We start from the raw sequence: 14,683 nt of genomic DNA, 5'->3' as shown, positions 1-14,683 counted from the left end.
CCACCGTCCCGGGGGCCGAGCGCGGTCGCCGTCAGTGACGCCGGGCCAGGCCCGAGCGCCTCAGCCGTCGCACGACCGACCGCAGCTCCGCGGTCCGCGCGGGCCAGCCCTCAGCCGGTTCCGACACGGGCGCCGTCCGCCCGGTGGTCGGGTCCGCCGTCCACACCGCGAAGCGGCTACAGCCGTCGTCATGGCCGCCCGCACACTTCCCCGCGCCCCCGAAGGGACGCCACCGTCCCAGGGGCCGACCGCGGTCGCCGTCAGTGACGCCGGGCCAGGCCCGAGCGCCTCAGCCGTCGTACGACCGACCGCAGCTCCGCGGTCCGCGCGGGCCAGCCCTCAGCCGGTTCCGACACGGGCGCCGTCCGCTCGGTGGTCGGGTCCGCCGTCCACACCGCGAAATCGCCGTCCCGAGGGCCGGACGCGAGGTGGGGGTCGCCCTTGCCGAAGATCTGCACGGGGTGGGTGGCGTCCCAGGGCTGCCAGCCGGGGTCGCCGTCGGCGACGAAGCGCACCCAGGCCCCGTGCATGGCGTCGGCGAGCTCGGTCGGGGCGCCCTCGCCCGCGAGCTTGGCCGACTCGGGGGTGTTCCCGGTGTCGAAGACGAAGCCCAGCTCGAGGGCGTGGCAGGCGCCGAGTTGCGGCAGGTTCGAGGGCCAGGCGAACTCGTAGAGGTAAGACGAGCCGGGGCGGGCCTCGGCGAGGCGGTGCAGGGGGATGCGGAGCAGGTGGTCGGTGACCATCTGGCCGACGATCTCGGCGGTACCGGCTCCGGGGTGCAGGGCGCGGTAGCCGCGGACCACCTCGGAGCCGCAGTGGCAGCGGGCCATGGCACCGGCGAGGGCGACCGGGCCGAGCCGGTCGACCCGCTCCAGCAGACCTCCCGGGACGAGCCAGAGGCGGTACTCCTCGCTGGTCCAGCCCAGCATGAGGTCGACGTCCTTCGCGAGGCCGGCGCCGGGCTCGGTGAGCGCCTCCAGGGGGTCGCGCGGCACGAGGTCGCCGTCGACCACGATCCCGAACGCCGGTCCGCCGAGGACCGGGCTGCTGAGCCGGCCCACCTCGGCCTGGGTGCGCAGCAGCAGGTCACGGTCGACCTCGGCGAAGGCCGCGGCGGTGGCGGGGACCTTCAGCCGGGTGGCCATGCGGCGCACCATCCGCCGTACCTTGTCGCGGTCGCCCGCCTCGGGCGGCCCGCTCTGCAGGACCGCCCGCCGGAACAGTCCCTGGGCCTGCGGGGAGGCCAGCAGGGCGCCGGCGCTGATGGCGCCGGCCGACTGCCCGGCCAGCGTGACGCGCGCCGGGTCGCCGCCGAAGGCCCCGATCGCCTCGTGGACCCACTGCAGCGCGGCGAGCTGGTCGCGCAGACCCGGGTTGGCGGGGGTGTCCGGGAAGAGGCCGTAGCCCTCGACGCCGAGCCGGTAGTTCACCGAGACGAACACGATGCCGTCCCGGGCGAAGGCGTGCCCGTCGTACACCGGCACCGCGGAGGACCCCCTGGTCAGTGCGCCGCCGTGCAGCCACACCAGGACCGGCAGCCGGGCCCCCGGTCCGGGCTCGGGCGTCCACACGTTGAGGTTGAGGCAGTCGTCGCCGGGCACGAAGGGGTCGGAGAGGTACTGCGCGAAGGCCTCGGAGTACGGCGGTTTCGGCGCCGTCGGCCCGAAGGCGACCGTGTCGCGCACCCCGTCCCAGCGCTCGGGCGGCTCCGGCGGCCGGAACCGGCGGGGGCCGAAGGGCGGGGCCGCGTAGGGGATGCCCCGGAACACCGCGACCTGGTTCTCGTACCGGCCGCGTACCCGCCCGTACGGCGTGCCGACCACGGGGTCCGCCTGGACTGCTGTCATCCGCCGGCCTCCTCACGCGCTACTGCACCGTGAACAACAGAGCACCACATGTCGGCTCCGTATTCCGGTGCAGAGCGTGGTGCGGGGGCTGCTTGGCGTACGGCGTGGGACGAGGCGGACGCAGAAAGCGCCTTCACGCCGGGAGCCCCAGCGAGGGGCGGGTGGCTCGTTTCCGACACCCGGGCGCGGACGGCACATGGACGCCCGTCGGCCCGGAGCTGGACTCACCCGCCTCTCCGACGACGACGGGTTCAGGCTCCGGTTCGCGGGAGCGATGGCCGGAATCCACGCCGTGGATCTGGTCGACGCGACCTTCACAGCCACCTTCACCGGGTCCCGTCCGAGCCGCGGGCGGCGTTCAGCGTTCGACGTTTCGAAAGTCCGGGGACCCGCGGACCCGCCAAGCCCGACCTCTTCCCGACTCCAGCGGGCGAACCTAGGGTAGGAAGCGCTTACTGTTTCCACGCTGGTCGAAACTTTCATGGCCCTCGGGCGGGCCGGAGAGGTGGTTCCCGATGGTCCGCACGGGGAGTGCGAGCGTGGCGGCCGGTCCCACGCTGGCGGTCGTGGCCCGGGAGGCGGGCGTGTCCGTGCCGACCGCCTCCAAGGTGGTCAACGGCCGCGAGGACGTGGCCCCCGAGACCCGCCGCCGGGTCACCGAGGCACTGGACCGGCTGGGCTATGTGCGCAGACCGAGGTTCGACGCGGCGAAGTCGTCCGGGCTCGTCGACCTGGTCGTGCACTCGCTGGAGACCTCCTGGTCGGGAGCGGTGCTGCACGGCGTCGAGGCGGCCGCCCACGACGCGGGCCTGGAGGTGGTGGTCTCGGCCGGGCTGCCCCGGATCCGGGCGGGACGCCCGGACCGCGGCTGGATGGACAAGCTCACCGCACGCGGCTCCTCCGGAGTGCTGTTCAACCTGGCCGAACTGTCGCCCCCGCAGTACGGCTGGCTGGACCAGCACCGCATCCCCTACGTCCTCATCGACCCGCTCCTGGAGCCGCCGGCGGGCGTGGTCTCGGTGGGGGCGGCGAACTGGCAGGGCGGGGTGACGGCGACCGAGCACCTGCTCGCCCTGGGCCACGAGCGCATCGCGGTCGTGGCCGGTCACCAGCGCAGGATGTGCAGCAGCGCGCGCGTGGCGGGCTACCGTTCCGCGCTCGCCTCGGCGGGCATACGGCAGCGTCCCGAGTACGTCCGGCACGCCGGCCCCGACGAGAGCGCGGCCCGCCGCCGCACGCTGGAGCTCCTCGATCTGCCCGAACCGCCCACCGCCGTCTTCGTCTGCTCCGACCACATGGCGCTCGGCGTCTACGAGGCCGTGGCCGAACGGGGTCTGCGGGTGCCCGAGGACATCAGCGTCGTGGGCTTCGACGACCTCCCCGAGGCCCGCTGGACCACTCCGGCCCTCACCACGGTCCGGCAGCCCCTGTCGGAGATGGCGGCGACGGCCCTGCGTCTGCTGGTCCGCATGATGGACGGCGACCGACCGGAGAGCACCCGTACCGAGCTGTCGACGCGGCTGGTGGAGCGGGCGAGCACGGCCCCGCCGCGCGACTGACCGGCGACCGCTGCACGGGCCACCCACCGCCGGATTCGATCAGCTTCGGTCATCCGTGGGCGAGGGGAACTGGCCGGGGCGGGCGGGCGTCGAACGTTGCGGCGGGGAGGGGGGCCGCCGTCCCGGTCAGGGCGGCGGCGAGCACTTGGGGGACGACCATGACGCGCTGGCGACCGCTGCCGGACTCGCTTCCGAGGGAGGCACGGCACCTCGTCGAGCAACTGCGGCACCTCAAGGACCGCACCGATCTGAGCCTCGCCGAGCTGGCCCGGCGCACCGCCTACAGCAAGTCGTCCTGGCAGCGGTATCTCAGCGGGGCCAAGCAGCCGCCCCGGGGAGCGGTGCAGGCACTGTGCCGGGTGGCGGGCGCGGACCAGGCGCGGCTGCTGGCGCTGTGGGACCTGGCCGACCCGGTCTGGCCGTACGGCCCGAAGGTGTCCGAGGTGGCGGTGCCTCAGGTGGCGGTGCCGGTCCCGGCTCCTGTCGAGTACCGGCGGTGGCGTACGGCGGCGCTCGTCGCGTTCGCGGTCATCGTGCTGCTGGTGGCGGGGGTGCTGTGGGCGTGGCCGTCGGGGAGCGGGTGACCGTGCGGCCGCCCGCTGCCCCGTCGGCGAGGGTCAGCCGCGCTGGTCGTAGTAGGCGATCCGCCAGGGGCCGGTGCCCTTGAGCTTCACCCGGTACTTGCCGCTGACCCGCTTGAAGTCGACGTCCCGCCGGTCGCCGTCGTAGCGCACGCCGCCGCCCGAACCGGGGCCGTGCAGCCACTGCTGGGCGAACTCCCAGCTCTGGTCGGTGACCACGCCGTCGTTCTCCTGAAGGCCGTAGCGCTCCTGCCACCACTGGGTGGCCGACTCGGTCTGCGGGCCGAACGAGCCGTCGATCTGGCTCTTGCCGAAGTTGTGCCAGTCGCCGTCCTCGTCCTGCCACTTGGCGCCGTCCGCGTACAGGACGGACTGCCACAGGGCCGTGGCGTTGCTGTCGGCGTAGTCGTCGACGCTCAGGTTCTCCTCGTCCTGCCAGTCGTCGCTGACGACGCCGTTGCCGTCGATGCCGTGGTACGAGGCCGCGTCCGCCGCCGGCGCCACGGCGAGGCCGAGCGTCCCGGCCCCCAGCAACGCGGCCGTCGTCATCGCGACGGCCCGCTTGCGCATGCTCATGGATGTCTCCCTTTCCGAACCGCCGTGGTTCCCCCCGTGGTTCCCCCTGGGGCGGCTCGCTTGGCTTGGCAGGGCACAGCCTCACAGGGCTGAGGTGCGCACGGCGAGAGCTGCTCGCGTCCCCGGGCCGGCCGGGGACGGTCCGGTCCGCGTACGGCGGTGTGGTCCGGGAGCGCGGGCCGTGCGGGGACCTGCCGGGACGGAACGGGACGGGGTCAGCCGGTGCCCGCCTCCAGCCGTGCCGCCCAGGTGATCCCGCCCAGCAGATGGGCCCGGAAGCCGGGGTCCGCCCAGGCCTCGGCCGCGTGCCCGAGCGCGGTGTAGAAGACGCGGCCCGCGCCCTGCTCCCGGCACCACACCAGCGGGTGGTCGGCGCCCATGCCGCCGCCTTCGTACGACGACTCGTCGGCACACGCCAACACCCTGACGGAGCCTCGGGGGTTGGTCCGGAAGTCGTACCACTCGTCGGTGAACTCCCATACGGCGGGCAGATGTCGGGTGGCCGGGTGGTCGCGGTCCTCGACGCGGATCCTGCCCGGCTGGTACGCGGGGTGCCTGTCGAAGCGGGCGCCCAGCATTTCGCCGTAGTGGGGCCAGGTGTACTCGGTGCAGGCGGCCGCGTGCACCCCGACGAACCCGCCGCCCGACTCCACGTGGGCGGCCAGCCGCTCGCGCCCGGCCGGGGTGAGGATCTCACCGCTGGTGGAGAGGAAGACGACGGCGGCGTACCGGTCGAGGGGCCGCTCCAGGGCCGCCGGGTCCTCGCTCGCGTCCACCTCGAAGTCGCCGAGGGCGCGGACGGCGTCGACGGCGGCCGGGATGGAGTCGTGGCGGTAGGCGGTGGTGCGGGTGTGGACGAGGAGTCGGGGAGCCATGACCCGAGCCTAGGAGGTGTGTCGCCGTACAGGTGTTCCACCGTGCGGTGCGCGGGCCGTAGCCTCGGCGCGGTGACCGCGATTCCCGCACGCCTTGACCATCTCGTCCTCGCGACCCCCGACCTGGCGGCGACGGTCGACGACTTCACCCGGCGCACCGGGGTGGCCCCCGTCCCGGGCGGGGTGCACGTCGGTCTGGGCACCCGCAACCATCTCGTGTCGCTGGGCGGCACCTCCTATCTGGAGATCATCGGGCCCGACCCGGAACAGCCGGAGCCGTCGGGCGCGCGCCCCTTCGACGTCGACTCGCTCGGCGCCGCCCGCACGGTCGCCTGGGCGATCAGCCCGCCCGACCTGGACGCGGCGGTGGCCACGGCCCGGTCCCGCGGGTACGACCCCGGGGAGATCCGCCCGATGAGCCGCCGCCGTCCCGACGGCACCCTGCTGGAGTGGCGTCTGACGGACGGCGACACCCAGCACCCCTCCGGTCTGGTCCCCTTCCTCATCGACTGGGGCGCCGCCCCGCACCCCACCGCCTCGGGCCTGCCCACCACGCCCCTGCTGTCCCTGACCGCGACCGCCCCGGCCCCCGAGGAGATCAGGCCCCTCCTCGCCGCCCTCGACACCCGTCTCCCCCTCGCCGAGGGCCCGCTGGGGCTCTCCTTCACGGTGGACACCCCGCGGGGGCCGGTGGCCTTCGGCTGACACGTCCGATTCCTTCAAGACCGGGTGCCGGGACGCTGTCTACGGTGGCGGCATGACTCCACGATTCGACGCCATCGCTCTGGTGGCCTCCGACATGGCCGCCTCCGTCGCCTTCTACCGGCGGCTCGGGTTCCCGTTCCCCGAGGGCGCCGAGTCGCAGCCGCACGCGGAGGCCGGACTCCCGGGCGGCGTGCGGCTGATGCTGGACACCGAGGACACGGTCCGCTCCTTCCACCCCGGGTGGCGGGCGCCGTCCGGGGGCAGCCGCACGGCGCTCGCGCTGCGGTGCGAAAGCCCGGCCGAGGTCGACGCGGTGTACGAGGAGCTGGTGGGCGAGGGTTTCCACGGTGAGCTCAAGCCGTGGAACGCCGACTGGGGCCAGCGGTACGCGTCCCTGCACGACCCCGACGGCAACGGCGTCGACCTCTACGCCCCGCTAGCCGGCGGCGAGTAGGCGCCCGAGCGGTACGCCCGCCAACTCCCGTACGTCCCGTGCGAGGTGGGCCTGGTCGGCGAAGCCGCACCGCGCCGCCGTCTGGGCGAACGGCACCCCGGCCCCGGCCAGTGCGAGGGCCCGGCGCAGCCGCAGGATCCGGGCCAGGGTCTTCGGCCCGTACCCGAACGCCACCAGCGATCTGCGGTGCAACTGCCGTGCTCCGAGGCCGATCTCGTCGGCGGTGGCGGCGACGGGACGGCCCGCGTCGAGTGCGGCGACCAGGGCCCGAAGAACGGGGTCGTCAGGGGCTCCGCGCTCCAGGGCGATGTCCTCGAGCGCGGTCGCGGGGTCGGCCGCCCCCGCGACCCGGCTGCGCAGCCGCCGTACCTCCGGCAGCGGCCACAGATCGGTCAACTCCACGCGCCGGTCCCGTAGTTCATGGGCGGGTACACCGAGGAAGGCGGGCGCGGAGCCGGGCGGGAAGCGCAGCCCTGACCAGGTACCGGAGGTGCCCGTGGGGACGTAGGCACGAGTGTCGGGCCCGGCGACGAGCAGCCGCTCCTCGTTCCAGAGCAGGTCCATGCACCCGTCGGGCAGGACGCGTCCGGAACCGTCCCCGGTCCAGACGAAGGCGCCGGGGAGCCGGGACGGCCGCTGCGTGTACACGCCCCCAGGCTACGGCGGGCCGGCCCGCAGCCGGAACTCCTGCGGACTGACCCCGTACCCCCTCTTGAACGCGCTGGACAGCGCGAACGCGCTCCCGTACCCCACCTGGCGGGCGATCGCGTCCAGCGTGGCGGACCCCTCCCGCAGCCGGTCCGCCGCCAACGCCAGCCGCCACCCGGTCAGATACGTCATCACCGGCTCCCCCACCAGCTCGGTGAACCGCCGGGCGAGTGCCGCGCGGGACACGCCCGCCTTGGCGGCCAGGGCGGACACCGTCCAGGCGTGCGCGGGATCGTCCTGCATGAGCCGCAGCACCCGCCCCACCACGGGGTCCGCCAGCGCCGCGTACCAGGCCGGCGCCTCCGCCTCGGGCCGGGAGAACCAGGCCCGCAGCGCCGCGATGACCAGCAGGTCCAGCATCCGGTCCAGGACGACCTCCTGGCCCGGCTCGTCGCGCACGATCTCCTCCATGAGCAGGGGCGTCAGCGGGCACTCCCACACGTCGGTGGTCAGCGACAGCAGCGGCGGGAGGGCGTCCAGGAGCCGGTTGCTGATCTCGCCGTCCATGAGGTACGTCCCGATGAGGACCACCGTCTCGCCGTCGAGCCGGTCGCCCCAGGTGCGGACCCCGAGGTCCATCGAGCCGTTCAGGGACCGTCCGTCGGGGTAGCTGCACTCGCCGCCGGGCAGGATCAGCGCCTGGGGGGCCGTGCCGGGGTCGTCGGCACAGGTGTAGGCGTCGGGGCCGCGGGCGACGGCGAGGTCGCCGGGGCGCAGGCGGACCGGCTCGCCCGCATCGGGCAGGATCACCGCTTCCCCGCGGACCATCACCATGACCGTCAGCGGCGCCCGGTCCTCCACCCGCACCGCCCAGGGCGGGTCGAAACACGCACGGATCATGAAGGCGCCGCGCGCCCGCGGTCCTTCCAGCAGACCTGCGAGAGCGTCCATGCGGCCAGCGTAGACGCGCACGCATGGGAACGAGCCGTTCGGCCATGGTCCCTTGCGGAGGCCGAGAGTTGACTCGACGGCATGACACAGAACACGGGGAAGACGACGGTGGTGGTGACCGGTGCCTCGGGCCGGACGGGCAGCCGGGTGGCGCGGTCCGCTCGGGCCGCGGGGCTGACGGTCCGGGCGGCCTCGCGGGCGCAGGGGTTCGACTGGGCGGACCGGTCGACGTGGGCGGACGTCCTGCGGGGCGCGGACGCGGCGTACGTCGTGTACCCCTCGGACATCGGCGCCCCGGGGGCCGCGGAGGCGGTCGGGGCGCTCTCCCGGCAGGCGGTGGCGGCCGGCGTACGACGGCTTGTGCTGCTGTCGTCGCGGGGGCAGGACCGGGCGCGGGACGCGGAGGAGGCGCTGCACGCGTCGGGGGCGGACTGGACGGTCGTACGGGCCGCGTGGTTCGCGCAGAACTTCAGTGAGGGGCCGCTGGTGGAGGAGCTGCGGCTGAGCGGGGAGCTGGTGTTCCCGGCGGGCGAGGTGCGGGAGCCGTTCGTGGATGTGCGGGACATCGGGGACGTGGTGGCGGCCGTGCTGGCGCCGGGCGACCGGTACGTGGGACAGACGGTCACGGTGTCGGGGCCCCGCCTGCTGACCTTCGGCGAGGCGGTGGCGGAGATCGCGCGGGCGACGGGGCGGGAGCTGACGTACCGGGCGGTGTCGGCGAAGGAGTACGGCGAGCGGCTTGCGGGGTTCGGGGTGCCGGAGGCGGAGGTCGGAGCGCTGGTCGAGGCGTTCGAGCAGCTGCTGGACGGGCGCAACGCGTATCTGTCGGACGGCGTCCGGCAGGTGCTCGGCCGTGCGCCGCGGGACTTCACGGAGTTCGCGAGAAAGGCGGCGGCCGCGGGAACGTGGAAGTCCTGACTCCGGCGGGTGCTCCACCCCAGGGGCGCGGGGAACCAGGGGCGCGGGGAACTGCGCGAGAGGTCCCACCGGCCCGCCGCCGACATCACACCCCTCTCAGGACCCCTCCGGCTTGTGCGGAGGGTGCGCCGACTTCGCGTGCGTCCGCAGCCGTGACGTCACGTCCTCCGGCGGCAGGAAGCGCGACCACCTCTCCGGGAACTCCGAGGGCATGTCGGGGTCGTCGGGATCGACCGCGGTGTCGTGGAGCGCGGCCGCGCGGGCCACGTACTCCGCGACCTGCGCCTCCCGCACCCGCTCGTTCGCCGCGCGCGCCGCCGCCGTGGCCGCGGCCGGCCAGACCCGGTCGATCGCCGCGTTGACCGCCGCGCCCACCAGGACCGCGAAGGCCGAGACGCCGATCCACAGGAGCACGGCGACCGCGGCGGCGAGCGAGCCGTAGATCGTGGCGCCCTCGATGGTGCTCTGGAGGTAGATCCGGAGCAGGAAGCTCCCCAGCACCCACATCGCCAGGGCCACCAGTGCGCCCGGGACGTCCTCGATCCACGGTGAGCGCACCGGTACCGACACGTGGTACAGCGTCGTCAGGAAGGCGATGGACAGGATGATCACCACGGGCCAGTACAGGACCTGGACGACCGTCGTCGACCACGGCACGATCCGCACCACCGCGTCCGGCCCCGCCACCATCAGCGGCAGCGCCACCGAGCCGATCAGCAGGGCCGCGATGAACAGGGCGAACGCCACGAGCCGGGTCTTGACGATGCCGCGCACGCCGTCGAGGCCGTACATGACGGTGATGGTGTCGATGAAGACGTTCACCGCGCGCGAGCCGGACCACAGGGCGAACAGGAAGCCGACGGAGATGACGTCGGGACGGCCGCCCTTCATCACGTCGTCGAGGATCGGCTGCGCGATCTGCCGTACCCCCTTGTCGGACAGGACCGTGCGCGCGGCGTCCAGGAGGTTGGCCTCCAGGCTGCTGATGCTGTCGGTGCCGGTCCAGTCGTCGACGTAGCCGAGCAGGCCGATGAGGCTGAGCAGCAGGGGCGGGACGGACAGCAGCGAGAAGAAGGCGGCCTCGGCGGCGAGCCCCAGGATGCGGTACTCGATGCACGAGTTGACGGTGTCCTTGAGCAGCAGCCAGGCGGTCCTGCGCTTCGACACGTTCCGGTAGAGGGCACGGGCCCGGTGGAGCCGGCCGGCGGGTTGTTGAGGGGATTCGCTTGCTGCCTGCACGTCCTAAAGGTATCCGCCAGGGGAGCGTGCACTCATCCCCCGGTCCCGGTCCTGGGCACGCCCGTGCGGGGAACGCCCGCTCGTGTTCGGTTCCGTCATGGCGCGGAAAACGCCGGGCAACCCCGCGGAAATCGCGAGGGAAATCGAACCACTTTTCTGTCATGAACCCGCTGGCCAGTTTTCGCGGACCCGGGAACCGGAATGCAGGACGACATGTGCACCGTCCATAAAGTGAGTTCCCCGGTGGCGCCGCCTTGCGACCTGAATGATTCCCGGCACCGACACATGGCCGACCAGCAAGAAAGCGCCATTGACTGAAACGTGCTTGACCCGTTCATGAGCCCCTCGAAACAATTCGGATTGCATTCTCAGGGCCCTGACCAAGGCCCGAGCCGGCCACCCCGTCCCCGTCTCGTGGTCACTCAAGGCGCACACCGAACCGCTCCTTCTCTTATCCCATTCCGTGTCCCAAGACACTTCTTTTCCTTCCGGAACACCGGAAACACGGGGGTACTTCTCCATGATTTTCCGCTGCGCGCTGAACAGCGGTCACTATTCCGCCGTATCCCAGTCTGGAGAATTCGCATGCCTGTTCCGCACGCTCCGAAGCACGCCGGGCCGCGCATCGTGGGGGTCGATGTGGCTCGGGGCCTCGCGCTGCTCGGAATGTTCTCCGTTCACGTGTTCGGCGCGTTCGACGAGGCCGGATCGACCACGCCCGCCTGGATGTTCGCGGGCGGCCGTTCCTCGGCGACGTTCGCCGTGACGGCCGGGATCGGACTGGCCTTCACGACCGGCGGTCGCCGGCCGGCGACCGGCCGCCCCGCGGCCGTCGCGGTGGCGGCGCGGGCCGGTGTCATCGCGCTGATCGGACTGCTGCTCGGTTATGCCTCGCGCGCGGCCGACCTGGACGTGGACGTGATCCTGGCGTTCTACGCCCTGCTGTTCCTGATCGCGATCCCCCTGCTGGGCCTCGGCCCGCGCGTCCTGGCGGCCCTGGCACTGACGCTGGCCGTGGGGGCGCCCTTCGCCGTGCACGCGCTGCGGGGTGTCCTGCCCGAGCCGACCTTCGACGGCGATCCCACTCTCCAGGACGTGGTCACCGATCCGCTCGGTCTGGTCTCGGACCTGCTCGTGCACGGCGACTACCCGGTGCTCGCCTGGACCGCCTATCTGTGCGCCGGACTCGCCCTCGGCCGGCTCGACCTGACGTCACGCGGGCTCGCGCCCCGGCTCCTCGGGGCCGGCCTCGCCCTCGTGGCGGGCGTCTGGCTGGTGTCGTCCCTGGTCCTGTTCCGGTACGACGGACTGCGCCACCTGTGGCGCGCGGAGTTCCCCGGCGCCTCCCGCGCCGAGGCCCTGTGGGACAGCCCGGACGGCGCGACCTGGTGGGCGCTGCTCTCCCGGGCGCCGCACTCCACCACACCCTTCGACATGCTGCTCACCCTGGGCTCGGCGGCGGCGATCCTCGGCGGCGCCCTGCTGCTGACCAGGAGCGCCCTGCTCACCCGGGCGCTCACGCCGCTCGCGGCGGCGGGCAGCATGCCGCTGACCCTGTACGCCGCCCATGTGCTCCTTCTCGCCACCGGTGCACTCTCCGGCTCCCCCGAGCTCCTCTACGCCGTCATGACCACCGGAGCGCTCCTGTTCGCCCTCTCGTGGCGGCGCGTGGGGCGTGGCCCGCTGGAAACGGTCGTCGCGGACACGGCCCGGCGGTGTCGCGAGGCCGTAACACCACCGCGGCCCCCGGAACCGGTGGAGGACCCGGCCCGACTTAGCAGGCACACCGAATAGTCCATAAGGCCACATGTAATGATCTAGGAGCTCAAGTGGTGGTAAATCCTGGCGAGGTCACGACAGTCGCCCCGGTGGACGGCACCGCCCAGGTCCTCGCCGAGGTGCTGGCCGGGGTCGTGAAGACGGATCAAGTCCCTCTCGACAGCCACTTCTTCGCCGACCTGGGTGCCAATTCCCTGGTCATGGCGCAGTTCTGCGCCCGGGTGCGCAAACGGGACGACCTGCCGCAGGTGTCGATGAGGGACGTCTACGGCCACCCGACGATCCGCTCGCTGGCGACCGCCCTCGCCGCGGCCCCGGCCACCGGACCGGCCCCCGCGCGGCCGGCCGAGCCACCTCCGCCGGCGGGCAGCACCGCCCGCTATGTGCTGTGCGGGGTGCTGCAGTTCCTCGTCTTCGCCGTGTACTGCTGCGCTGCCGGTGTCGCCACCGCCGAGGGGTACGCCTGGCTGTCCGGCGGCGAGGGACTGCTCTCCGTCTATCTGCGCTCGCTGGTCTTCGGGGGCGCCCTGTTCCTCGCCCTGTGCACGCTGCCCGTCGTGGCGAAGTGGGTGCTGGTGGGCCGGTGGAAGGAGACGGAGTTCCCGGTGTGGGGTCTCGCCTACGTCCGCTTCTGGCTGGTCAAGGCGCTGCTGCACGCCAACCCGATGGTCCTGTTCGCGGGCAACCCGCTGTACGTCCTCTACCTGCGGGCCCTCGGCGCCCGGATCGGCCCGGGCGTCACGATCCTGTCCCACTCGGTGCCGGTCTGCACGGACCTGCTGACCGTGGGCGCCGGCACGGTCATCCGCAAGGACGCCCTGTTCCCCGGCTACCGGGCGCACGCGGGCCGGATCCGCACCGGCCCGGTCACCCTCGGCCGGGACGTCTTCGTGGGCGAGAAGACCGTCCTCGACATCGGCACGTCCATCGGCGACGGCGGCCAGCTGGGCCACTCCTCCGCGCTGTACGACGGCGCCGCGATACCGGCCGGTGAGCGCTGGCACGGTTCCCCGGCCCGCCCCACCGACGTCGACCACATCCGCGTCCCGGCGGCCCGCTGCACCACCGCCCGCCGGGCCGGCTACGGCCTCGCGGCGCTGCTCCAGACGCTGCTGGTCCACGTCCCGCTCGGCATCGGCGGCACCTTCCTGGTGCTGGACCTGGTCCCGGCATTGGACCCGCTGCTGGAACCGGAGGCGAAGGAACTGGCGACGGCCGTCTTCTACGCCCAGGCGCTGGTCCTGTCCCTCGCGCTGTTCGCCGGTTCGATCGTCGCGGGCCTCGTCGTCGTCACCCTGCTGCCCCGGCTGCTCAACCTGGCCCTGCGCCCGGACCGGGTGTATCCGCTGTACGGCTTCCACTACTCGGTGCAGCGCGCGATCGCCCGGACGACCAACATCAAGTTCTTCAAGTGGCTGTGCGGGGACAGCTCGTACATCGTCCCCTACCTGCGGTCCATCGGCTACGACCTCTCCCGGGTCGAGCAGACCGGCTCGAACTTCGGCACCGAGGTGTCGCACGAGACGCCGTACCTGGCCACCGTCGGCAGCGGCACGATGGTCGCCGACGGGCTGTCGATCCTCAACGCCGAGTTCTCCAGCACGTCGTTCCGCGTCTCACGGGTCGCGATCGGCGGGCACAACTTCCTCGGCAACCACATCGCCTACCCGGTCGGCGGCCGTACCGGCGACAACTGCCTGCTCGCCACCAAGGTGCTGGTCCCGCTCGACGGCGAACTCCGCGAGGACGTGGGCCTGCTGGGATCCCCGCCCTTCGAGATCCCGCGCACCGTGGAGCGCGACACCCGCTTCGACCACCTGCGCGAGGGCGACGAGCTGCGCCGCCGCCTGCACGCCAAGAACCGCTTCAACGCCCGCTCGATGGCCCTGTTCCTGTTCCTGCGGTGGCTGCACCTGTTCGGGCTGACGCTCCTCGGTTTCGCGGTGGTCGACCTCTTCGGCGGCCGGGGCGCCCTCGGCGGGCTGCTGGTCGGCGGCTACCTGATGGCCTCTCTCGCGCTCACCGTCGGCTACTACGTGCTGGTGGAGCGGCTGATCACCCGGTTCCGGCCGTTGCGGCCGCGGTTGTGCTCCATCTACGAGCCGTACTTCTGGTGGCACGAGCGCCTGTGGAAGGTGCCCGACGGGCAGCTCAAGGTGTTCAACGGCACGCCGTTCAAGAACGTCGTCTGGCGGCTCATGGGCGTCCGGATCGGCCGCCGGGTCTTCGACGACGGGGTCGCCATCACCGAGCGGACGCTGACCGCCATCGGCGACGACTGCACGCTCGGCGCCCACTCCAAGGTGCAGGCGCACTCCCAGGAGGACGGCACCTTCAAGTCCGACCACATCGTCATCGGCGACGGCTGCACCGTGGGAGCGGGCGCGCTGGTCCACTACGGCGTCTCGATGGGCCCCGGTGCCGTGCTCGCCACCGACGCCTTCCTGATGAAGGGCGAGGAGATGCCGGCGGGGGCGCACTGGGGCGGGAATCCGGCGGTGGCGCGGGCCTGAGACGCCCGAGGCCGCCCGCACTGCCCGACCGAAGCACA

At 73.0% G+C, this 14,683-nt stretch carries 13 protein-coding genes; 7 read left to right on the top strand and 6 right to left on the bottom strand.

From position 1 onward, the window contains the following. Positions 1–260 precede the first annotated feature (260 nt). Positions 261–1,847 carry a carboxylesterase family protein gene (locus M2163_RS36685; RefSeq protein ID WP_280896127.1) on the bottom strand — a complete coding sequence of 529 codons (1,587 nt, stop codon included), beginning with the start codon at positions 1,845–1,847 and terminating at the stop codon, positions 261–263. Positions 1,848–2,362: 515 nt separating this feature from the next. Here M2163_RS36685 and M2163_RS36680 point away from each other — a divergent pair. Beyond that, on the top strand, positions 2,363–3,406 hold the full coding sequence (locus tag M2163_RS36680; protein WP_280896126.1) for a substrate-binding domain-containing protein: 1,044 nt from the start codon (positions 2,363–2,365) through the stop codon (positions 3,404–3,406). 158 nt (positions 3,407–3,564) lie between these two features. Then, the gene (locus M2163_RS36675) at positions 3,565–3,990 is read left to right on the top strand and encodes a helix-turn-helix transcriptional regulator (protein WP_280848617.1); all 426 of its coding nucleotides are present in this window, start codon (positions 3,565–3,567) and stop codon (positions 3,988–3,990) included. Between the two features lie 33 nt (positions 3,991–4,023). Here the strand turns inward: M2163_RS36675 and M2163_RS36670 are convergent, their stop codons facing one another. Then, positions 4,024–4,563, bottom strand: a complete 540-nt coding sequence (locus tag M2163_RS36670; protein ID WP_280848618.1) for a peptidoglycan-binding domain-containing protein — start codon at positions 4,561–4,563, stop codon at positions 4,024–4,026. 215 nt (positions 4,564–4,778) lie between these two features. Beyond that, entirely contained in the window at positions 4,779–5,438 is a 660-nt protein-coding gene (locus M2163_RS36665) for a ThuA domain-containing protein (protein ID WP_280896125.1), read from the bottom strand. A 72-nt stretch (positions 5,439–5,510) separates the two neighbouring features. Here M2163_RS36665 and M2163_RS36660 point away from each other — a divergent pair, with 72 nt between their 5' ends. Both M2163_RS36660 and M2163_RS36655 read left to right on the top strand, forming a co-directional pair. Next, positions 5,511–6,143, top strand: a complete 633-nt coding sequence (locus tag M2163_RS36660; RefSeq protein ID WP_280896124.1) for a VOC family protein — start codon at positions 5,511–5,513, stop codon at positions 6,141–6,143. Between the two features lie 52 nt (positions 6,144–6,195). Next, entirely contained in the window at positions 6,196–6,597 is a 402-nt protein-coding gene (locus M2163_RS36655) for a VOC family protein (protein WP_280848621.1), read from the top strand. On the opposite strand, the gene M2163_RS36650 is transcribed toward M2163_RS36655, so the two are convergent. Next, positions 6,580–7,245, bottom strand: a complete 666-nt coding sequence (locus tag M2163_RS36650; RefSeq protein WP_280848622.1) for a helix-turn-helix domain-containing protein — start codon at positions 7,243–7,245, stop codon at positions 6,580–6,582. The two genes, M2163_RS36655 and M2163_RS36650, sit on opposite strands and share 18 nt — an antisense overlap. A gap of 9 nt (positions 7,246–7,254) precedes the next feature. Beyond that, entirely contained in the window at positions 7,255–8,196 is a 942-nt protein-coding gene (locus tag M2163_RS36645; protein WP_280896123.1) for an AraC family transcriptional regulator, read from the bottom strand. A gap of 81 nt (positions 8,197–8,277) precedes the next feature. On the opposite strand from M2163_RS36645, the gene M2163_RS36640 reads away from it, so the two are divergent. After that, entirely contained in the window at positions 8,278–9,114 is an 837-nt protein-coding gene (locus tag M2163_RS36640; protein WP_280848624.1) for an NAD(P)H-binding protein, read from the top strand. A 96-nt stretch (positions 9,115–9,210) separates the two neighbouring features. Here M2163_RS36640 and M2163_RS36635 read toward each other — a convergent pair whose 3' ends face one another. Continuing rightward, positions 9,211–10,353 carry a YihY/virulence factor BrkB family protein gene (locus M2163_RS36635; protein WP_280848625.1) on the bottom strand — a complete coding sequence of 381 codons (1,143 nt, stop codon included), beginning with the start codon at positions 10,351–10,353 and terminating at the stop codon, positions 9,211–9,213. Positions 10,354–10,938: 585 nt separating this feature from the next. On the opposite strand from M2163_RS36635, the gene M2163_RS36630 reads away from it, so the two are divergent. Then, the gene (locus M2163_RS36630) at positions 10,939–12,147 is read left to right on the top strand and encodes a heparan-alpha-glucosaminide N-acetyltransferase domain-containing protein (protein ID WP_280848626.1); all 1,209 of its coding nucleotides are present in this window, start codon (positions 10,939–10,941) and stop codon (positions 12,145–12,147) included. Positions 12,148–12,182: 35 nt separating this feature from the next. Continuing rightward, positions 12,183–14,645: a Pls/PosA family non-ribosomal peptide synthetase gene (locus M2163_RS36625; RefSeq protein ID WP_280896122.1), complete on the top strand. Its 2,463-nt coding sequence runs from the start codon at positions 12,183–12,185 to the stop codon at positions 14,643–14,645. Positions 14,646–14,683: the final 38 nt, after the last annotated feature.

It is taken from the genome of Streptomyces sp. SAI-135, assembly GCF_029893805.1.
Classification (GTDB): domain Bacteria; phylum Actinomycetota; class Actinomycetes; order Streptomycetales; family Streptomycetaceae; genus Streptomyces.
Note: the sequence above shows the minus strand (reverse complement) of the source record. Positions and strands in the feature narration are given on the sequence as shown.

Excerpts from the sequence above, each read along its gene's own strand:
- M2163_RS36630 (WP_280848626.1), top strand. The coding sequence starts at position 10,939 with ATGCCTGTTCCGCACGCTCCGAAGCACGCCGGGCCGCGCATCGTGGGG.
- M2163_RS36645 (WP_280896123.1), bottom strand. The coding sequence starts at position 8,196 with ATGGACGCTCTCGCAGGTCTGCTGGAAGGACCGCGGGCGCGCGGCGCC.
- M2163_RS36655 (WP_280848621.1), top strand. The coding sequence starts at position 6,196 with ATGACTCCACGATTCGACGCCATCGCTCTGGTGGCCTCCGACATGGCC.
- M2163_RS36675 (WP_280848617.1), top strand. The coding sequence starts at position 3,565 with ATGACGCGCTGGCGACCGCTGCCGGACTCGCTTCCGAGGGAGGCACGG.
- M2163_RS36680 (WP_280896126.1), top strand. The coding sequence starts at position 2,363 with ATGGTCCGCACGGGGAGTGCGAGCGTGGCGGCCGGTCCCACGCTGGCG.
- M2163_RS36665 (WP_280896125.1), bottom strand. The coding sequence starts at position 5,438 with ATGGCTCCCCGACTCCTCGTCCACACCCGCACCACCGCCTACCGCCAC.
- M2163_RS36670 (WP_280848618.1), bottom strand. The coding sequence starts at position 4,563 with ATGAGCATGCGCAAGCGGGCCGTCGCGATGACGACGGCCGCGTTGCTG.
- M2163_RS36685 (WP_280896127.1), bottom strand. The coding sequence starts at position 1,847 with ATGACAGCAGTCCAGGCGGACCCCGTGGTCGGCACGCCGTACGGGCGG.
- M2163_RS36640 (WP_280848624.1), top strand. The coding sequence starts at position 8,278 with ATGACACAGAACACGGGGAAGACGACGGTGGTGGTGACCGGTGCCTCG.